Source organism: Kitasatospora sp. NPDC033851 (genome assembly GCF_055576085.1).
On sequence record NZ_JBVIRL010000037.1, the window covers coordinates 23,061 to 42,735 of the forward strand.

The following is a 19,675-nucleotide window of genomic DNA, read 5'->3' on the forward strand; positions in this document are numbered from 1 at the left end:
GGGGCGGTCACGAGCGGTACCCGCGTTCGTGCAGGGCTTGCAGCCACTCCGGGGCGGAGGCCATTGAGACCTCGTGTCCGTAGCCGGGCCAGATGCCCGTTGCGGTGCACTCGGCGTAGATCTCGCGGGCCCGCTTGTTGCGGTCGGCGGCCATCAGTAGCCACGGTGTGGCGAGCTCAATGACGTTCACCAGGTAGGGAGGCTGCTTTTCCTGGACCACGAACACGAAGCTCACGTCGTCTGCGAGTTCGAGCTGCAGGACGGCGTCCATGTAGAAGTCGGCCTGCTGGTCGTAGCGGAAGTCGAGGACGGACTTCTCAAACTTCGTCGTCGAGGCGTCGTTCGCGGTCTTCAGGTCGGGGAGGAGCAGCCGGCCGCCGCGGGCGTTGTCGAGCCAGTCCAGACGGGCCCGGCAGGGGACTCCGGTGGCCTTGTCGGTCCAAAAGAGCGACTGCTCGGGCTTCCCGAAGTCCGGGTCGAACAGGGCGGCGGCCAGCGGGTGACGGCGCAGGGCCGCAGCCATCGCGTGTACCTGCTCCCATTCGTCGCGTTTCAGCGGCACAGCCCCGGCCTCGCGAGCCTCGGCAACCTCCGCCTTGGCCTGCTTGGTGTTCCAGACCAGGTGGTCGACCAACACCAGGTCGGGGCCGTCGCCAAGCACCAAACGGTGAGCGGCAGTGCCGATGTCGAACGCCTTCTTCGGCGGCTCAGGGTGGTCGAGCTCGTGCTTGAACTTGGCCGGCGTCGAGTTGAGGATCTTCCGGGCGCCGGTTGAAGACAGCGAGCTGCGGTCGGCGTGGTAGGCCTCGGCGGTGATGTCGTAGACGCCAGGCCTGGTGACGATGGGCCCGCCGGCCGGGGCCTGAACCCCGGCCGGCACGGTGGTCGTCACGCCGCCCCCTTGCGCTGCTGCGGGACGTGGTTCCCCGACGCAACCAACAGCCTCGCTGCGAGATCCTCGGCGTCCACGGTCGCCAGCAGCATGTTCGCGCCGCCCAGACGGTCCACCAGCTTCTGCACGCGCTCGTCGCGCTCCGGCCCCGATGCCGCATAGAGATCCGCCAGCTCCTGGCCGACGTTCTCCGGCTCCTCTGCGGCCTCGGCGGCGAGCGAGAGGATCAGCCCCGAAACCAGCGGCGTCACATCCAGCTCCACGCCCAGCGGCCGGCGCCGCACCCACACCGGGAAGGCGGCGTTGATTCGGTCCGCCGCCCGGGCCAGGAGGCCCTCACGGTCGAGCAGGGCCGTGACGCTGCGGGCGAGTGGGGCGCCGTAGCGCTCGGCCAGCAAGCGGGCCGCCCGTCGGGCAACCGGGTCCGGGAAATCGGTCACAGCGCCACCGCCACGCGGTAGTCGAGCAGCACCTGCCGGTACATGTCCCGGGTCTCCGCGCACCAGTCCGCCGGCACGTCGTGCTCAGCGCACCACTGCGCGGTCATCTGCCGCTCCGTCACCTGCTGTTCGCTGTTGAGCTCCCGGAGCGTCCAGACGCGGAACACCCCGTCGAAGGCCTCGGCGCTGAGGCAGGAGTAGATCTGGTAGTTGTCGTAGAGCTGGTGCTTGATCTCCCCGCCGAAGGCCCGCTGCCAGGCGATCAGGGCGTCAAGGTCGTGGTGGTGGTAGATCTCCACGGTCGCCTTGCCCCCGACCGAGTAGGGTGCGGTGATGCTGATCCCGTTCGGCGTCGGGGTGTGCTCGGCGAGCAAGAATCCCGCGAGGGAGAGGGCGTCCGTCAGCTGCGGGCGCCGGAAGTCGACGACGGATTGGGTAGGCTGTGTGATCACGGCCTGCCTCCTTGGTGTGATGAGTTGATCGGTGGGCCGGGGCCGTCCCTGGTTGGCGCCAGAGGGGCGGCCTTAGGCCGTAGATGGACAGCAGGCCGGGATCAGGCCGCTAGCGGCGGGATCTGCTGCTCCGGAGCAGTGCGGCGAGCGCGCACCCTCTGGAATGCGGGTGCGAGGACCGGCCGTAGCTCGGCAATCAGTTCGGGTGTCGGCGGGGGTGCATCGTCGACTCGGCGGTGAATTTCGGCCACAGTTGCGGCGCCGAGAATCGCTAGGCGTTCGGCCCGGGTCATGCGGCCTGTCCACTGACAGCGAGATCGTCGAGGCCCACGACAAGATCGTCGAGGCTCACCTTGTATGCGGCGGCGATACGCGCCGCCGTACGAAGGTTGGGCTGCCGGCTGCCATTGCGAAGCCGGGCGACAAGGCCCCGGTTAAGACCAGTGCGAACGGCGATCCGGCTGGTACTGGTGTCGCCGGCTGCGTCGGCGGTATTACGGAAGGCATCGATGTTGAAATCGAATGCGGCGCTATCGGTGCTGGGCACGGGTCACCTCCTCGGCGTTGCCCTGCTGGTCGCTGCGCTCTGACAGCAACCATAACCCTAGTTGCTGCGCATTGACAGCACTTTGCCGAGGTTGATTTCCCAGAAGGAGGACTGTCGGGGCGCTTGAGGTTGAGATGTCCTGGATGTGTGCATGAGGACTCATGGCCCGACCGGTACTGTTGTCAGCTGACAGCAACCCCTTGTGGCGCTAATCTCCGCCTCATGTCGAACGGGGCCCCCTTCATGGACGCAGGACCCGCGGCACTTGCCGCCTACGTGCGCCGGCATGCACCCGCCGCCGGCTATGACCTCGACGCTTACGGCGAACAGTCGCGCCTGGCACGAGCCGCCGACATGGGAACAGACGTGCTGGCCCGAATCCTCAGCGGCGGACGACTGCCTAAGCCCGCAGCCCTGTGGCCACTTGCCGAGGCGCTCGGACGCCCCTACCTGGAGCTGCTCGTAGAAAGCGGAACAATCCCCGCCGAGTCGGTCGCGCATATGCCAAGCGCGCCAGTAGCATCAGAGCCCATCACTGCTGATGCGCTAGCTGACCAGTGGGGTGTAACCGACGAGGCCGACCGCGAGTACGTTCGTGACTCACTCGAACGACTCCGCGCTCTCGCACGCCGATCGACCGGCAGCAGCGGGAGCGGAGGTCGCGCCGCCAACAGCTGAGCGGGGGCATGAATGGCCATCAGGGCGCGGCGTCGGAATGTCATAGCCGTGGCAGTGGGCATCGCGGGAATATCGCTCCTGTCCATCTGGACGGAGCCGCCCCTTGCTGGTGTCCTGACCGGAGCGACACTCTCCGGCGTCGCCTGCGTGGCCATCGTAGATCGTCGATTCAGCCAACTCGCCAAGCGGGAAGACGAACTGGCTGCGACCCAAGCCAGGTACGACGCGGCCTTCGCGGCCCTGGCCGGCCAGCGAGAGCGACTTCGCTCTGCCCTGGAAGCCGAACTGTCCGACCGACTGGCGGCTATGGAAGCCCAGCATCGAGGCGCCTGCGTCCGAGCCAAAGCGGACGGCTACGTCGAGGGTGCTCTTGCAGCCCTCGGGGGCCGACTGCCCGGAACCCCCATGGGGGCTGAGGCCGAGATCATCTCGCTGGCTGCCCGGCGCCCTCATCCGCAGGGTGGGACTGATAGTCCGAACTGACGGCCGGCGCGCCGGGAGAGCCCGGCCACTCTGCGAAGCCCGGCTCTCCGGCAAAGATCAGACCCACGCGCTGCGTCATGTCCTGGTACCGGCTCCGTCGGACAGCCGCCGGCCTGAGCTCCACGCGCACGATCTGTCGCAGGACGTGCCGCTTCTGCGTCAAGTCGAGTTCCAGATTCCAGATCTCGTCGATCTCATCCGGGGTCGCAGTCAGAAGCCGATCAATCAATGGGTCAGCAGCAGACAGCAATGCTCGCACCCGGGTTTCCGCAGCCTGAATTGCCGGAATGAGAGCCTGCTCAAGGGTGGCGAGTGACGCCACCGAGAGCCGCGGGAGGCCGGTCTGAGGATCGAACTCGGTAGCCTGCTGGCGCGCCTCCGCCAGTTGCTCGGACATGATGCGGGCGCGCTCCCGCTCCCGCTCTCTCTCCCCGTCCGACGCCGCGGCCTGGAAGGCGGTTTGGGCCGCAGGCGAGCTCAGCCAGCTCAGGGCGGCCTCCTCAACATATGCATCCAGGTTGTGTTCCATGACCGACACATGGTCAACGCGGCAGCGGTATTGGGGGCGGCGACGATGCTGGGGCTGCGCTCCGCGCGGCGAGAGTCGAGCCTGCGTGAACTCGCGCTCGCTACGGCAGACTGAGCAGAGGGCGTCCCCAGTGAGTAGATGCTTAATACCAGTCTCATGCGTCGTCCGCCGGCTCGGGTCTTCCAACATGGCCTGGACCCGCCAGAAGACGGCCTCGTCCACCAGGCCCTTCCAGGCGGCCTTGTGCTCGGCTCCGCGGTGCGCGCGGATGCCGATGTAGGCCTTGTTGCGCAGGATCGCCCTGATGCCGACCTCGGTGATCCTCGGCCGGAACGGGCGCACCAGGGGGACCAGCGATCTGAGACTCTTCCGGGCATCGGCCAGCTCGAACAGCTCTACCAGAACAGGGCCTTCGACGGGGTGGCCGACCTGGTCGATAAGCTCTCCGGTGTCAGTGTCATACACGCGTTTGAAGCCAAACGGCACCCAGCCCCAAACACCACCACGGCGGGCGGTGAGTCGGGCGGTTCGCTCGTTCCGCCCGATGATCGATTCGCCTTCCTCCTCGGATTGGACGGAGTCGCGAGTGAACTCTTTGAAATCCGAAGGGATGCGCATGTCGTAGACGCGACCGTCGTAGCACAGGAGAACGCCAGTGCGGTGACAGAGGTCGCGCAGGGCAACTGAGACGCTCAGGTTGCGGGAAATTCGAGAGCGCTCGGCATACACGATGACGTCGAACTTGCCCGCCTCGGCGTCCGCGATCATGTCCTCGAAGCGCTCACGGACCTTCGTCGCCCGTCGAGTCGCCGAGCGGTCGCGGTCCTCGTACCGATCGATGACCTGCCATCCTCGGTCGGCGGACTCCATCTCACCGACGGTGAACTGATCCTTGATCGACCTGCCTCGTTTGTGGCGATCTTTGGAGGCTCGGCCGTAGAGAACAGCCCTCAAGGGCGGTTGACTCAAGGCTTCGGATCGAGGCAGCGGGATCACGTTGCTCATAGCTCGGCAGCATAGGTCTTAGCACTGTCAGATGTACCCCCTTATGCAAATGCCGCGTGCGCGGGGTAGGCGTGGTAGCAGTTGGTCCAGACCCGGCCCGCCTGGATGGCGCGTCCGGCCCGGTGGGCGGTGTTGAGGCTGCGGGTCCACACGCCCGCGCCGAGCCCGTACTGGGTGTCGTTGGCGAGCGCGACCGCCTGGTCGAAGCCGTCGAAACGGGTCACCGAGACGACCGGGCCGAAGATCTCCTCCTGGAAGACCCGCATCGAGTTGTCGCCCTCGAAGACCGTCGGCGTGACGTAGTACCCGCCGGCCAGGGCGCCGCCGAGGTCGGCCCGCTCGCCGCCGGTGAGGACCTTGGCGCCCTCGGCCTGGCCTATCTCGAAGTAGGAGAGGATCTTCTTCAGCTGTTCGGCGCTGGCCTGGGCGCCGACCTGGGTGTCGGTGTCCAGCGGGTCGCCCTGGCGCATCGCGCGCACCCGCTGCAGGCCGTCGGCGAGCAGCCGCTCGTAGATCGAGGAGTCGATCAGCGCGCGGCTGGGGCAGGTGCAGACCTCGCCCTGGTTGAGGGCGAACATCGCGAAGCCCTCGACGGCCTTGTCGTAGAAGGCGTCCGAGGCGGCGGCGACGTCCGCGAAGAACACGTTGGGGCTCTTGCCGCCGAGCTCCAGGGAGACCGGGATCAGGTTGTCGGCCGCCGCGCGGGCGATCAGCCGGCCGGTGGAGGTCTCGCCGGTGAAGGCGAGCTTGCGGATCCGCGGGCTGGCGGAGAGCGGGGCGCCGGCCTCCTCGCCGAAGCCGGTGACGATGTTGAGCACGCCGGGCGGCAGCAGGTCGGCGGTCAGCTCGGCGAGCAGCAGCACCGAGGCCGGGGTCTGCTCGGCGGGCTTGAGTACCACCGCGTTGCCGGCCGCGAGCGCCGGGGCGAGCTTCCAGATCGCCATCAGGATCGGGAAGTTCCACGGGATGATCTGGCCGACCACGCCCAGCGGCTCGTGGAAGTGGTACGCCACCGTGTCCTCGTCCAGCTGGGAGAGGCTGCCCTCCTGGGCGCGCAGCGCGCCGGCGAAGTAGCGCAGGTGGTCGACGGCGAGGGGGAGGTCGGCGGCCAGCGTCTCGCGCACCGGCTTGCCGTTCTCCCAGCTCTCCGCGACCGCCAGCTGCTCCAGGTTGGCCTCCATCCGGTCGGCGATCCGCAGCAGCACCTGGGCCCGCTCGGCGGCCGGGGTGCGGCCCCAGACGGGGGCGGCGGCGTGGGCCGAGTCCAGGGCGGCCTCGATGTCCTCGGCGGTGCCGCGGGCGACCTCGGTGAACACCTCGCCGGTGACCGGGGTCGGGTCGCCGAAGTACGCGCCGCGCACCGGGGGCGTCCATCCGCCGCCGATCCAGTGCTCGTACCGGGAGCGGTAGGCGACGATGCTGCCGGGCGTGCCGGGGGGCTGGTAGACCGTCATGCTCTGGTGTCTCCTCGCGACGTCGGGCGCCGCCCGGGCCGTGCGGCCGGAGGCGGCGCGCCGGACCGCCCGGTCGGGGCGGCCCGGCGGGAGGGTAAGGACACGCACATGGGCCGGACGCCCGGGGCGCCCGCCGTCGAGCACGATAGCCGCCGGGCGCGGGGCGCGGCTACGGTCCGTGCGCCCGGTCCGTACGGAGGGTGCGCGTTCCGGCCGTTCTCGCGGGCTCGGTCGGGCAGGTCGGCACGGTCGGGCAGGTCGGCACGGTCGGTCACCGCGCCACCGTCGGTCACTGTGGCGCGGTCCGGCGCGTCGGCGCGTCGGCTTCGTCGGCCGGCTGCCCCGGTCGGCTGCGGGTCGGCGCGCGGCGGCCGGGGGCCCGGCGGGCGGACGTCAGACCGCGTGGTACCGGCCGGTGCGGGCCTCCCAGCTGAGGTAGCCCGCCAGCCAGGTGAGCAGCCCGTCCGCGTACCGCTGGGCGATCGCGCGTTCGATCCGGGACAGGCCCAACTCGCGGTAGACGTCGGGAAGTCGCTCGTGCAGGTCGGCGCAGCGCTCGACCATCAGCTGGGCCTCCGCGATGACCGCCGCGCAGGCTTCCTCGGCCGAGCAGCGGCGCTCGCGCTGGACGATCATCACCAGGTTGTTGACGTCGCCGCGCGGTGCCTCCAGCGGGTAGGAGCGCACGTCGTTGCTGAGTGACGGTATGTCGGCGGCCAGCTGGCGGAGTTGACGGAGCACCGGGTGGTGCAGGACGGCGGCGGGGACCTCGAACTGGCCGATGCGTTCGACCATGTCGAAGATGGTCTCCATCGCCGCGGTGCCCCGTCTGAGCTGCAGGTAGCCGTCCCGGTCCGGGGGGCGGGCGGAGATCCGGCCGGCCGCCTCGGCCGGGTGGCTGGCCAGGTAGTACTCCCAGTTGTACGCGGCGCGGGCCTGCCAGCGCGCGGGCATGCCGTGTGCGCTGCGGTTCCAGAGGTCGGCGAAGGCGGTCTCGATCGCGGAGCCCTGGTCGGGACGGGCGCCGTGCAGGACGGCGATCAGGCGTTCGCAGATCGGAGCGACTTCCGAAGGGCGGCGACCGAGCGGGCCGTCGAACTGGTCGTCGAAGAGGAAGTAGAAGCCCATCAGGTCGGCGGCCAGGGCGAGTTCGTCCGGTCCGGCGTCCGGGTAGCCCAGCGCGGCGAGGTCCACTACCTCCCAGTGCGCGTAGCCGGGGTGGTCGGCGTCGGGCAGCAGGGGGTGGCGGATCAGCCAGTCGCGGTGCAGCGCGGTGGCCTGCGGGCCGTGCGGACTGCGGCGGTGCGGGAACGGGATCTGAAGTGAGTTGTCGTCAGACATCGGACTCCCGGTGCAGCGGAGGGTGGGGGCGCTTGTGGTTCGATCATTGACCGTGGGGGGAGTTGACGCGGCGAGGCGGAGGTGGTGCGGGTGGGTCCGGCAAGATCATCTGCGCCTCGAGGGCCGTAGGGTATCGGATGTAATGATCGGACGTTAGGGATATAGGGCAATTGCCCTTGGCAAGCCGTCCGAACCCTCACCGTCCGCCCCAGCCTGCACGAACGCCACACGGTGAGGCCCGCGCAGCGCTACCCTCGGCTCCACGCAGTGATGGAGCTGTGACGCGATCGGGCGAGGCGGAGGCGCGACGGTGACCGAGCAGGAGAACGACGTTCGGACGGGATCCGGTTCCGGCCGGGACGGCGACGGCACCGCGTCCCGGGTCCGGCTGCGCGACCGCGACGCCGAACTGCGCTCGGTGGAAACCGCCGTCGACCGGCTCTGCCGCGAATTCGCCGCCGGCGGCACCGAGATCGGCGACCTGCTCGCCTTCTCCGGCCGGCCCGGCATCGGCAAGACCACCCTGCTGCAGGAGGTCCGACGGATCGCAAGGCTACGCGAGGGCGCCACCGTCCTGTTCGCCCGAGGCGGCGAACGCCAGTTCAAGGAGCCCTACCACGTACTGCGCCAGCTGCTCCAGCCGGTGCTCACCAACCTCCCGCCGGACGTGTTCCGCCAGGTCATGGGCACCTGGGAGGAGGTCGTCGGACCGGCCATGGGCCTCAAGCAGCCCAAGGCCGGCGCCCGCCGCCTCGACCCGCAGGGCGTGCGCGACGGCCTCGACTACGTCCTCACCCAGCTCGCACCGCGCCGAGCACCGATGGTGATGATCGTCGACGACCTGCACTGGGCCGACGCGGAATCCCTCTCCTGGCTCGCCAAGTTCGCCGTCCGCTCCGGCGAACTGCCCGTCCTGCTCGTCTTCGCCTTCCGCGAGGACGAGAGCGACTGGCCCGCCGCGACCGAGGAGTTCCGCCGGGACATCATCGGCCTCAAGGGCCGCAAGCACGAGCTCAACCGACTCAACCTCAGCTCCGTCACCGACATGATCCGCGCCGAACTCGGCGACAAGGCCGAGGACGCCTTCTGCTACGAGTTCTGGAACGTCGTCAACGGCAACCCCTTCGAGGCCGGTCGCCTGCTCGACCAGGTCCGCGACCAGGAGCTCGAACCGGTCGAGGAGAACTCGCGGCAACTGCGCGAACTCGCCGTCGACGCCACCGGGATGACCCTCAAGAGCTGGCTGGACCAGCTCGGCGCCGCCACCCTGCGCTTCGCCTGGGCCTGCGCCATGCTGGGCACCGACATCCGGATCGACCTCGCCACCCGGATCTCCACCCAGAGCACCGAGGGCGCCCGCGACTCCATCAAGCAACTGCGCAAACAGCGCGTGCTCACCCAGGCCCCCAACGGGAACCTCGAGTTCGTCCACCCGCTGATCGCCAGCTCGATCTACAACACCATGCCGGACGCCACCCGCCTCGGCATGCACGGCATCGCCGCCGTCGAGATCGAGAACGCCGGACTCGGCCTGCTCGCCGCCTCCCGCCACCTCGTCGAGACCCACTCCGGCGAGGGCGACGACCGGATCGTCAAGAAGCTGCGCCGCGCCGCCGTCGAACACCAGCTGATCGGCGCCCCCGAGGCCGCCCAGCGCTGCCTGAACCGCGCACTCAACGAGCCGCCCGCCGACGAGATCAAGGCCGAGGTGCTGTACGAACTCGGCTGCTCCGCCCTGCTCACCGACCCCGTCGCCACCGTCAACCAGCTCAAGCTCGCCCTCGACCCCGACGAGGTGCCGCTGCGCCCCGAACTGCGGGTGGACGCCACCTTCCGGCTCTCCGAGGTGCTCGCGCACAGCGGCGAGCTGCGCCAGGCCGCGCTGGTCTGCCAGGACGAGGCGCAGAAGACCCACGACCCGGCGGGGCGCCAGCGGCTGCAGGCCGCCTCCTTCATGTGGCACGCCTTCCGCAAGTCCGAGGAGGACGGCCCCGGCCGCTCCGCCCGGCTCGGCGAGATGTGCAGCGGCCTCACCGGCCGGGAGGCCGCCGACCGGGCCGTGCTCGCCATGCGGGCCTGGGACCTCACCCTGCGCGGCGCGCCCTCCAACGAGGCGCTCGCCCTCGCCGACGAGGTCCTCGACGGTGGCCGGCTGCCCAAGGGACTCGGCTGGACCGACACCACCTGGGGCTTCGAGCTGCCCTCGATGCTCGGCCTCACGTACATCTACAACGACCGCGTCGCCCAGGCCGAGCGGCTGGCCGCCGACGCCATCATCCAGTTCGAGGTGGCCGGTTGGAGCGGCGCCCACCGGGGCTTCGCGTACTTCCTGATGGGGCTGGCCCGGTTCCGCCGCGGCCTGCTCGCCGAGGCCGAGGACTTCCTGCGCCGGGCGTACCGCATCTCCGAGCGGATCGGGGAGAAGTTGCCGCTGGCCTGGGACGCGGTCGGCGTGCTGGTGGACACCCTGATCGCCCGCGGCCGCGTCGACGAGGCCTGGGAGCTGGCCAACGACTTCGGCTTCCACCCGCCCTACCACGCGACCGCCATGGTGCTGCCGGACGCGGCCTCGCTGTACGGCAAGCTGCTGATCGCCAAGAACCGGCACGCGGGCGCCGCCGCCGCGCTCACCGAGGCCGGCGCCTGGCTGGAGGTCCGCGGCTGGCACAACACCGTCTGGGCGCCCTGGGCGGGCCACCTCGCCATCGCGCTCGCGGACGACGAGCCCGAGCGCGCCCGCGAGTACTCCCAGAAGGCCGTCCGGGACGCGCGCGCCTTCGGCACCGCCTCCGCGATCGGCACCGCCCTGCGACTGCAGGCCCAGGTCGAGGACGGCCAGCAGGCGGTCGAGCTGCTGGAGCAGGCCGTGCTGCACCTCGGGCAGTCCCCGGCCGGCTACGAGCACGCCGTCGCGCTGGTCGACCTCGGCGCCGCGCTGCGCCGGGTCGGGCGACTGGAGGACGCCCAGGAGTACCTGTACCAGGGCATCGAGCTGGCCCAGCACTGCTCCGCGGAGGGCCTGGTCGACCAGGCCCGGCGGGAGCTGGCCAACTACGGCCTGCGGCCCAACCGGTTGGGACTGCGAGACTTCCGGGACACGCTGGACACGCTCAGCGGCCCGGAGCTGGAGATCGCCCAGCGGGCGGTGCAGGGCCTGCCGCCGCAGCGGATCGCCGACGAGCTCGGACTGCACATCAGCCTGGTCAACCGGCGGCTGGCGGCGGTCTACCGCAAGGCGGGCAGCGGGCCGGAGGGGCTGGCCTCGGCGCTCGGGCTGCCGCCGCAGCAGCGGGAGGCGACCCGGCCGGAGGGCGAGGAGTAGGAGTCGGAGTCGGCGGTCTCGCCCGGGGCGGCCGGTCGTCTCACACGTGAGGTGGCCGGTCGTCTGGCGCGTGGCGGTTGCGGTGGTGGTGGCGGTGGCGGCGATCGGTCAGGGCGGCCGTCGCGTACGGGCGGCGCGCGTTGGCGAGGGAGCGCCCTCGCCGGTGCCTCCGTCGCTAGGCTGACGGGCACGGGGCTGCCGCGGTGACCCCTCGACGGACCAGGAAGCGGCGGGCGCCCCAGGCGGGCCGACAGTGAGGAGCAGGCCATGGCGAGCGAGGCCACCAGCGTTCGGCACGAACCCCTCGACCCCTCGGGCGCGGGTGCCGCGATCGGGCGCTGGACGCTCACGGCCGGCCCGTACGAGGCGAGCGTGCTCACCCTCGGTGCCACCCTGCACACCCTGAGCGCGCCGGACCGTTCCGGTCGTCCCGCCCAACTGCTGCTCGCCACGGACGAGTTGGCGCAGATCCTGGGCCCGGCCCGGCACTACGGCACGGTGGTGGGCCGGTACGCCAACCGGATCGACCGCTCGTCGGTCACCATCGACGGCGAGGAGCACCGGCTCGCCCGGACCGGCGGCGGCATGACCATCCACGGCGGGCCGGACGGCTTCGCGCACCGGATCTGGGCGGCCGAGCCGGTCGAGGGCGGGGTGCGGCTGCGGCTGCACAGCCCGGACGGGGACCAGGGCTTCCCGGGCGCGCTGGACGTCACCGTCGACTACACGCTGGACGCCTCCGGCGAGCTGGTGATCGCCTACCGCGCGGTCACCAACAAACCGACCGTCGTCAACCTGACGAACCACGCGTACATCAACCTTGCGGGTGAAGGCGTCGGCGACGTCCTCGGCCACCTGCTCACCCTGGACGCCGACGAGTACACCCCGGCCGACGAGCGGCAGATCCCGTACGGGCGGACCGAGCCGGTGGCCGGCACGCCGTTCGACTTCACGGTGGCCAGCCCGATCGGCAAGTCGGTGCACGACCGGCACCCGCAGCTGGTCGGGCCCGGCGGCTACGACCACAACTGGGTGCTGCGCCCCCGGCCCGCCGACGGCAGTCCGGCGCGGGCGGCGCTGCTGGAGGACCCGGTCAGCGGCCGCACCCTGGAGGTGCTGACCACCGAGCCGGGCATCCAGGTCTACACGGCGAACAAGTTCCAGGGCGCGGTCACCGGCGCGAGCGGCGTCCCGTACGGGCCGTTCGCCGGGATCGCGCTGGAGACCCAGCACTTCCCGGACTCCCCGCACCACCCGGCGTTCCCGAGCACGGTGCTGCGGCCGGGGGAGGAGTTCCGCTCGACGACGGTGCTGCGGCTGGGGACGAACCAGGGGGTCACGGCCTAGCGGGTCACGGCCTGGCGGCTCATGGCTGCGCGGATCGCGGCTGGGCGGATCGCGGCTGGGCGGGTCACGGCTGGGCGGGTCGCGGTCGCAGGTCCCGGCGCATGCAGAGCCGGGGCCAGCGGTCCAGGCCGTGCTCGGCCTCCTTGCGGCGGATCCCGCGCAGGCCCGGGGTGACCTCGGCGTCGCTCAGCGGGCGGAAGCCGCAGCGCGCGTAGTAGGGGGCGTTCCAGGGCACCTCGGCGAAGGTGGTCAGGGTGAGTGCCGGGGCGTCGGTGGTCGCGGCGAGGTGCTCGATCAGTGCCCGGCCGATGCCGCGGCGGGCGTGGTCGGGGTGGACGGAGACCTGCTCGATGTGCAGCGCGCCGTCCACCGGCTCGGCCAGCAGGTAGGCGGCGATCGAGCCGTCGGGGGCCTCGGCGGCCAGGGCGACGCCCCGTTCCAGGTAGGACGCCAGCTCCTGCGGGGTCGGGGGTTCGTCCTCGGCGATCTCCGGCATGCCGATCGCGGCGAAGGGAGCACCGGCGGCCCGTTCCAGCTCGGCGAGCAGCGGAAGTTCGTCGCTGGTGACGGCTCGGATACGCATGCGTCCAGTCTGCTGCAAACGGCTTTCAGCCACGCACGGTGGTTCCGTCGGTCATCCGGGGGTGGGGTGAATCGGACGAACAGGGTCAATCGGTGCGGTCATCAACTACCGTGCGGCAACGTCCAGGACACGCGGGTGTAACGATCGCGGTTTCTTGCAGAAACTTTCTGCAAGGACTTTCCGTGGATCTTTCACCGCTGTTAACTTCCTTCCCGAGCCCGACGGCAGCAAAGGTGCGGTCGGCACGAGGCAGCCATTATGCGCCTGTCTCCGAACATCTCGGGCACCCCCACCCTCCCAAGGAGTTCTCATGCGGCGTGGCATCGCGGCCTCTGCCCTCGTTGTGGCCCTCGCGGTCTCGATGGCTGCCTGTGGCAGCAGCGGCTCCAGCTCGAACGGCAAGGCCGACGGGCCGGTCACCCTCACGTACTGGGACACGTCGAACGCCACCAACGAGGCGCCGAACTACCAGGAGCTCGTCAAGAAGTTCGAGGCCGCCAACCCGAACATCAAGGTCGACTTCGTCAACGTCCCGTTCGACCAGGCGCAGAACAAGCTCCAGACCGCCATGGGGGCCAAGGGCGCTCCGGACGTGTTCCGCTCCGAGGTCGGCTGGACCGCCGCCTTCGCCAAGGCTGGCTACCTCGAGCCGCTGGACGGCTCCCCGGCCGCCGCCGACACCTCCGCCTTCCAGTCCAGCCTGATCCAGCAGGCCAAGTACGAGGGCAAGCTGTACGGCGTTCCGCTGGTGACCGACACCCTCGGCCTGCTCTACAACAAGGAGCTGTTCACCAAGGCCGGTATCACCGAGGCGCCCAAGACCTGGGACGAGCTGAAGGCCGACGCCGCCGCCGTCAAGGACAAGGCCGGCGTGGACGGCTTCTGGCTGAAGGCCGCCGACGGCTACTACGCGATGCCGTTCCTGTTCGGCGAGGGCACCGACACCGTCGACGCCGCCGGCAAGAAGATCACCGTCACCTCGCCGGAGGCCGCCAAGGCCGTCGAGACCTACAAGACGATGTTCACCTCGCCCGGCACCGCCAAGGCCGACATCACCACCGACGCCTACGCGCACATGATGGACGCCTTCAACAGCGGCAAGGTCGCGGCGATCATCCAGGGTCCCTGGGAGATCACCAACATCTACAAGGGCTCGGCCTTCGCCGACAAGGCCAACCTCGGCATCGCCGCCGTCCCCGGCGGCTCCGCGGGCAAGGCCGGCGCCCCCACCGGCGGCCACAACATCTCCGTCTACGCCGGTGCCGACAAGGCCCACAAGACCGCCGCCGAGAAGTTCGCCGCCTTCATGACCTCGGCCGAGAGCCAGGCGTTCATCGCGCAGAAGAACTCCACCCTGCCGACCCGCTCCGACGCCTTCACCGTCGACGTCAAGGCCGACCCGGGCATCGCCGGCTTCCAGGGCATCCTGAACAGCGCCAAGCCGCGCCCCGAACTGCCCGAGTACAGCTCGCTGTTCGCCTCGCTCGGCACCAACCTGGGCAAGGCCGTCCAGGGCACCGGTACCCAGGACGCGCTGAACACCGTCGCCACCGACTACGCCAAGCTCCTGCCGGGCTTCGCCAAGTAGTCCCCGCGCCCGGCCTGCCGGCCGACGGATGACAGTGAACGAATGACAGTGAACGAATGACGGCGAACGGATAACAGCGAACAGATTTCATCATCTGTCAGTTGTCTGCTGTTCGCCGTCATTCGTCGCCCCGGCAGGCCGGGCCCGTCGGCTCCCCCGAGAATCCCCCCGAGAAGGTGCAAACGATGTCAGTCGCCGTGCAGGGCGCCACCGGCAAGGGCAACCGGGAACGCGAGCAGCGTCCGGGCCTGCTGGAACGCGTCAAGCGCTCCTACGCCAAGCACTGGTACGCCTACGCGATGATCGCCCCGGTCGTACTGGTGCTCGGCGCGCTGGTGCTCTACCCGCTCGTCGAGGGCGTCTGGCTCACCCTCACCGACGCCAACAGCCTCAACGTCGCCCGCACGATCGGCGTCAACGAGATCCCGGCCAGCTACAACTTCGTCGGCTTCCACAACTACGCCGACATCCTGTGGGGCCCCGGCTCGTACGACCGCTTCTGGTCGCACTTCGTCTGGACCATCGCCTGGACGGCGATCTGCGTCTTCCTGCACTACACCCTCGGCCTGGGCCTCGCCCTGCTGCTCAACAAGAAGCTGCGCGGGCGCGCCGCCTACCGGCTGCTGCTCATCCTGCCCTGGGCCGTGCCGACCTTCGTCACCGTCTTCTCCTGGCGCCTGATGCTCGCCGACGGCGGCGTCGTCAACGGCATCCTGTCCGCCCTGCACCTGCCCGAGCCCGGCTGGCTCACCGACCCGTGGGCGCAGAAGGCGGCCGCGATCCTGGTGAACACCTGGGCCGGTGTGCCGTTCATGATGATCTCGCTGCTCGGCGGCCTGCAGTCGATCCCGGCCGAGCTGTACGAGGCCGCCGAGATGGACGGCGCCACGCCCTGGCAGCGCTTCCGGTACGTCACCATGCCCGGGCTGCGCACCGTGTCCTCCACCGTCGTCCTGCTCGGCGTGATCTGGACGTTCAACCAGTTCAACGTCATCTTCCTGCTGTTCGGCACCGGTGCGCCCGACGCCCAGCTGCTGGTCACCTGGGCCTACCGCCTCGGCTTCGGCCAGATCCCCCGGGACTACGCGGGGTCCGCCGCGTACGGCGTGATCCTGCTGTCCATCCTGATCGTCTTCACCGCCTTCTACCGGCGCTGGCTCGCCCGCAACGAGCAGGCCAACGGCTGAGGCCCCGGACCCAGTTGACCCACGAAGGCAGGTAACCCCGATGAGCACCACCACCGAACGCCCGGCCCCCGCGGCGACTGCGGCCCCGACTGCCCGGCCGGCCAAGGTCCGCCGCCGCGGCGAGAGCAGCCCGCTGGCCCGGGCGCTGTCCCACGGCACCCTGATCGTGGCCAGCCTGATCGCGCTGTTCCCGGTCGCGTGGATCCTCTTCGTCTCGCTCGGCCCGGACAAGACCGACTACCTCCACCCCGGCCAGATCCTCGACAAGCTCACGCTGTCGAACTACCAGCACGTGCTGTCCGACACCGACTTCTTCACCTGGTTCGGCAACGCCCTGCTGGTCTCCGGCGTCACCACCGTGTTCGGCGTCCTGCTCGCCGCCACCACCGGCTACGCCGTCTCCCGGATGAAGTTCCCCGGGCACAAGCCGCTGATGTGGTCGCTGCTGGTCACCCAGATGTTCCCGATCGCGGTGCTGATCGTGCCGATGTACACGATGCTCTCCGAACTCGGCCTGCTGGACAGCTACTCCGGTCTGATCCTGGTGTACTCGACCACCACCGTGCCGTACTGCGCCTGGCTGCTGAAGGGCTACTTCGACACCATCCCGGTGGAGATCGACGAGGCCGGCCGGGTCGACGGGCTCAGCCCGTTCGGCACCTTCTGGCGGCTGGTGCTGCCGCTCGCCCGTCCGGGCCTGGCGGTCGCCGCCTTCTACTCCTTCCTCACCTACTGGGCCGAGGTGCCGTTCGCCTCGACGTTCATGCTCAGCTCCGACAAGTACACGCTGGCCGTCGGCCTGCAGACCTTCGTCAGCGAGCACGACGCCCAGTGGAACCTGATGGCCGCGACCGCGGTGCTGATCGCGATCCCGTCCGCGGCCTTCTTCTACCTGGTGCAGCGCCACCTGGTCACCGGACTGACCGCCGGTGCCTCCAAGTCGTGACGCCTGACGCGGAAAACCTCGCGCGCAAGGCTCCCCGCTCCTCCGATCCCCAAGGGATACCGTCCATGACCCAGAACCTGGCCGACACCTCCCGGCCTGCCGCCGAGACCGCTCACGAGGCGGCCACCCCGGCTCCTGTGACCGGCGTCGCGTCCAGAGACTGGTGGCGGGACGCGGTCATCTACCAGGTGTACCCGCGCAGCTTCGCCGACTCCAACGGCGACGGCATGGGCGACCTGCCCGGCATCCGCAGCCGCCTGCCCTACCTGCGGGATCTCGGCGTGGACGCCGTCTGGCTCTCCCCGTTCTACGCCTCGCCGCAGGCGGACGCCGGCTACGACGTCGCCGACTACCGCGCGGTGGACCCCATGTTCGGCACCCTGCTGGACGCCGACGCCCTCATCCGGGACGCCCACGAGCTGGGGCTGCGGATCATCACCGACCTGGTCCCCAACCACTCCTCGGACCAGCACGAGTGGTTCCAGCGCGCCCTGCGCGAGGGCCCCGGCTCGCCGCTGCGCGACCGCTACCACTTCCGCCCCGGCAAGGGCGAGAAGGGCGAACTGCCGCCCAACGACTGGGAGTCCATCTTCGGCGGCCCGGCCTGGACCCGCACCGAGAACCCGGACGGCACCCCCGGCGACTGGTACCTGCACCTGTTCGCCCCCGAGCAGCCCGACTTCAACTGGGAGAACCGGGCCGTCGCCGACGAGTTCCGCTCGATCCTGCGATTCTGGCTCGACATGGGCGTGGACGGCTTCCGCATCGACGTCGCCCACGGCCTGGTCAAGGCCCCCGGCCTGCCCGACCTCGGCGGCGCCGACCAGCTCAAGCTGCTCGGCAACGACGTCATGCCGTTCTTCGACCAGGACGGTGTGCACGAGATCTACCGCAGCTGGCGCAAGATCCTCGACGAGTACCCTGGCGAGCGGATCGGCGTCGCCGAGGCCTGGACCCCCACCGTCCAGCGCACCGCCAACTACGTCCGCCCCGACGAGCTGCACCAGGCCTTCAACTTCCAGTACCTGGGCACCGATTGGGACGCCGCCGCGCTGCGCGAGGTGATCGACGTCTCGCTCGACTCGATGCGCCCGGTCGACGCCCCCACCACCTGGGTGCTGTCCAACCACGACGTCACCCGGCACGCCACCCGCTTCGCCAACGAGCCCGGTCTCGGCACCCAGATCCGCACCGCCGGCGACCGCGAACTCGGCTTGCGCCGCGCCCGCGCCGCCACCCTGCTGATGCTCGCGCTGCCCGGCTCCGCGTACGTCTACCAGGGCGAGGAACTCGGCCTGCCGGACGTCACCGACCTGCCCGACGAGGTGCGCCAGGACCCGTCGTTCTTCCGCCAGGCCGGACAGGACGGCTACCGCGACGGCTGCCGCGTCCCGATCCCCTGGTCCGGCACCGAGGCCCCGTACGGCTTCGGACCGGTGGCCGGCGGGCCGTCCTGGCTGCCCCAGCCGGCCGCCTGGGCCGAGCTGAGCGTCGAGGCGCAGACCGGCGACCCGTCCTCCACCCTGGAGCTCTACCGCGGCGCGCTGGCCGTCCGCCGGGCGCAGGCCGACCTCGGCGCCGGCACCGAGGTCGAGTGGCTGGACGGCCCCGAGGGCACCCTCGCCTTCCGCCGCGGCTCCTTCATCTGCACCGTGAACACCACCGGCGAGCCGGTGCGGATCGCGGCCCCGGGCACACTGCTGCTCGCCTCGGCCGACCTCGTGGTGGACGGCGGCGAGACGGTGCTCGCTCCGGACAGCACCGGCTGGTGGGCGGTCTGACGTGGTTGCAATAGGCTCTGGGACCGTGACTACGGCGCGACTCTCAGACATCGCGGCACAGGCGGGGGTCAGCGAAGCCACCGTCTCCCGCGTGCTCAACGGCAAGGCGAACGTCTCCGCCGCCACCCGGCAGACGGTGCTGGCGGCGCTCGACGTGCTCGGGTACGAGCGGCCGACCCGGCTGCGCCAGCGCAGCGCCGGGCTGATCGGCCTGATCACACCGGAGTTGAGCAACCCGATCTTCCCCGCGCTGGCGCAGGTGATCGAGCAGACGCTCAGCCGGCACGGCTACACGCCGGTGCTGTGCACCCAGACTCCGGGCGGATCCACCGAGGACGAACTGGTGGAGATGCTGGTGGACCGGGGCGTGGCTGGCATCGTCTTCGTCTCCGGGCTGCACGCCGACACCACGGCCGACCACGACCGCTACGCGCGGCTGTCCGGGCGCGGGGTGCCGTTCGTGCTGATCAACGGGTTCAGCGACAAGGTCGACGCGCCGTTCATCTCGCCGGACGACCGGGCCGCGATGTGGATGGCCGTCCAGCACCTGGCCGAACTCGGGCACGAGCGGATCGGGCTGGCCGTCGGGCAGCGCCGGTACGTGCCCGTGCTGCGCAAGATAGAAGGCTTCACGGCGGCGATGCGGGAGGTGCTCGGGCGCACCCAGGAGGAGGCCGAGAACCTCGTCCACCACACGCTGTTCAGCGTGGAGGGCGGACACGCGGCAGCCGGCGCGCTGCTCGACAAGGGCTGCACGGCGATCGTCTGCGGGAGCGACATGATGGCGCTCGGGGCGATCCGGGCGGTGCGCCAGCGCGGGCTGTCGGTGCCGCAGGACGTGTCGGTGGTCGGCTTCGACGACTCGCCGCTGATCGCCTTCACCGAGCCGCCGTTGACCACGATCCGCCAGCCGGTCGAGGCGATGGCCACGGCGGCGGTGGACGCGCTGCTGGAGGAGGTCGGCGGAAACGCGGCCCAGCGCGGCGAGTTCATGTTCCAGCCGGAGCTGGTGATGCGCGGGTCCACCGGGGCCTGCGCGCGCTGAGCGTCGGCCGTAGGGGCAAGGGAAGGGCCCCGGAGGGCAGTTGCTCTCCGGGGCC

General features: G+C 70.4%; 14 protein-coding genes and 1 pseudogene. 7 read left to right on the top strand and 8 right to left on the bottom strand.

Going from position 1 to position 19,675, the window contains the following annotated elements:
- Nucleotides 1-7: 7 nt before the first annotated feature.
- The 7 genes and pseudogenes from ACZ51D_RS39010 to ACZ51D_RS39040 form a co-directional block, all read right to left on the bottom strand.
- The gene (locus tag ACZ51D_RS39010) at nt 8-892 is read right to left on the bottom strand and encodes a PD-(D/E)XK nuclease-like domain-containing protein (protein ID WP_465665035.1); all 885 of its coding nucleotides are present in this window, start codon (nt 890-892) and stop codon (nt 8-10) included.
- Nucleotides 889-1,332, bottom strand: a complete 444-nt coding sequence (locus ACZ51D_RS39015; protein ID WP_465665037.1) for a hypothetical protein — start codon at nt 1,330-1,332, stop codon at nt 889-891. The genes ACZ51D_RS39010 and ACZ51D_RS39015 overlap by 4 nt, the downstream gene beginning before the upstream one ends.
- Entirely contained in the window at nt 1,329-1,784 is a 456-nt protein-coding gene (locus ACZ51D_RS39020) for a hypothetical protein (RefSeq protein WP_465665039.1), read from the bottom strand. The genes ACZ51D_RS39015 and ACZ51D_RS39020 overlap by 4 nt, the downstream gene beginning before the upstream one ends.
- Nucleotides 1,785-2,073: 289 nt before the next feature.
- On the bottom strand, nt 2,074-2,331 hold the full coding sequence (locus ACZ51D_RS39025; RefSeq protein ID WP_465665041.1) for a helix-turn-helix domain-containing protein: 258 nt from the start codon (nt 2,329-2,331) through the stop codon (nt 2,074-2,076).
- Nucleotides 2,332-3,433: 1,102 nt separating this feature from the next.
- A complete protein-coding gene (locus tag ACZ51D_RS39030) occupies nt 3,434-5,026 on the bottom strand; it encodes a recombinase family protein (RefSeq protein ID WP_465665043.1) in 1,593 nt (530 codons plus the stop codon).
- Nucleotides 5,027-5,073: 47 nt separating this feature from the next.
- Nucleotides 5,074-6,480 (bottom strand): annotated as a pseudogene (locus tag ACZ51D_RS39035) (aldehyde dehydrogenase family protein); the annotation flags it as partial.
- Nucleotides 6,481-6,873: 393 nt separating this feature from the next.
- A complete protein-coding gene (locus ACZ51D_RS39040) occupies nt 6,874-7,821 on the bottom strand; it encodes a terpene synthase family protein (RefSeq protein ID WP_465619973.1) in 948 nt (315 codons plus the stop codon).
- 310 nt (nt 7,822-8,131) lie between these two features.
- Between ACZ51D_RS39040 and ACZ51D_RS39045 the strand changes: the two genes are divergently transcribed.
- Nucleotides 8,132-11,143 carry an ATP-binding protein gene (locus ACZ51D_RS39045; protein ID WP_465665045.1) on the top strand — a complete coding sequence of 1,004 codons (3,012 nt, stop codon included), beginning with the start codon at nt 8,132-8,134 and terminating at the stop codon, nt 11,141-11,143.
- 267 nt (nt 11,144-11,410) lie between these two features.
- Nucleotides 11,411-12,490: an aldose epimerase family protein gene (locus ACZ51D_RS39050; RefSeq protein ID WP_465665046.1), complete on the top strand. Its 1,080-nt coding sequence runs from the start codon at nt 11,411-11,413 to the stop codon at nt 12,488-12,490.
- Nucleotides 12,491-12,554: 64 nt separating this feature from the next.
- Here the strand turns inward: ACZ51D_RS39050 and ACZ51D_RS39055 are convergent, their stop codons facing one another.
- Complete coding sequence (locus ACZ51D_RS39055; protein ID WP_465665048.1) at nt 12,555-13,073, bottom strand: GNAT family N-acetyltransferase; 519 nt, start codon at nt 13,071-13,073, stop codon at nt 12,555-12,557.
- Between the two features lie 310 nt (nt 13,074-13,383).
- Between ACZ51D_RS39055 and ACZ51D_RS39060 the strand changes: the two genes are divergently transcribed.
- From ACZ51D_RS39060 to ACZ51D_RS39080, 5 genes are all read left to right on the top strand, one after another.
- A complete protein-coding gene (locus ACZ51D_RS39060) occupies nt 13,384-14,661 on the top strand; it encodes an extracellular solute-binding protein (RefSeq protein WP_465665050.1) in 1,278 nt (425 codons plus the stop codon).
- A gap of 185 nt (nt 14,662-14,846) precedes the next feature.
- Entirely contained in the window at nt 14,847-15,848 is a 1,002-nt protein-coding gene (locus ACZ51D_RS39065) for a carbohydrate ABC transporter permease (protein ID WP_360489702.1), read from the top strand.
- 40 nt (nt 15,849-15,888) lie between these two features.
- Nucleotides 15,889-16,794, top strand: a complete 906-nt coding sequence (locus ACZ51D_RS39070; protein ID WP_360489700.1) for a sugar ABC transporter permease — start codon at nt 15,889-15,891, stop codon at nt 16,792-16,794.
- 65 nt (nt 16,795-16,859) lie between these two features.
- The gene (locus ACZ51D_RS39075) at nt 16,860-18,575 is read left to right on the top strand and encodes a glycoside hydrolase family 13 protein (protein ID WP_465665052.1); all 1,716 of its coding nucleotides are present in this window, start codon (nt 16,860-16,862) and stop codon (nt 18,573-18,575) included.
- 25 nt (nt 18,576-18,600) lie between these two features.
- A complete protein-coding gene (locus tag ACZ51D_RS39080; protein ID WP_360489696.1) occupies nt 18,601-19,620 on the top strand; it encodes a LacI family DNA-binding transcriptional regulator in 1,020 nt (339 codons plus the stop codon).
- The last annotated feature ends 55 nt before the right edge of the window (nt 19,621-19,675 follow it).

Excerpts from the sequence above, each read along its gene's own strand:
- ACZ51D_RS39030 (WP_465665043.1), bottom strand. The coding sequence starts at position 5,026 with ATGAGCAACGTGATCCCGCTGCCTCGATCCGAAGCCTTGAGTCAACCG.
- ACZ51D_RS39040 (WP_465619973.1), bottom strand. The coding sequence starts at position 7,821 with ATGTCTGACGACAACTCACTTCAGATCCCGTTCCCGCACCGCCGCAGT.
- ACZ51D_RS39050 (WP_465665046.1), top strand. The coding sequence starts at position 11,411 with ATGGCGAGCGAGGCCACCAGCGTTCGGCACGAACCCCTCGACCCCTCG.
- ACZ51D_RS39055 (WP_465665048.1), bottom strand. The coding sequence starts at position 13,073 with ATGCGTATCCGAGCCGTCACCAGCGACGAACTTCCGCTGCTCGCCGAG.
- ACZ51D_RS39060 (WP_465665050.1), top strand. The coding sequence starts at position 13,384 with ATGCGGCGTGGCATCGCGGCCTCTGCCCTCGTTGTGGCCCTCGCGGTC.
- ACZ51D_RS39065 (WP_360489702.1), top strand. The coding sequence starts at position 14,847 with ATGTCAGTCGCCGTGCAGGGCGCCACCGGCAAGGGCAACCGGGAACGC.
- ACZ51D_RS39070 (WP_360489700.1), top strand. The coding sequence starts at position 15,889 with ATGAGCACCACCACCGAACGCCCGGCCCCCGCGGCGACTGCGGCCCCG.
- ACZ51D_RS39075 (WP_465665052.1), top strand. The coding sequence starts at position 16,860 with ATGACCCAGAACCTGGCCGACACCTCCCGGCCTGCCGCCGAGACCGCT.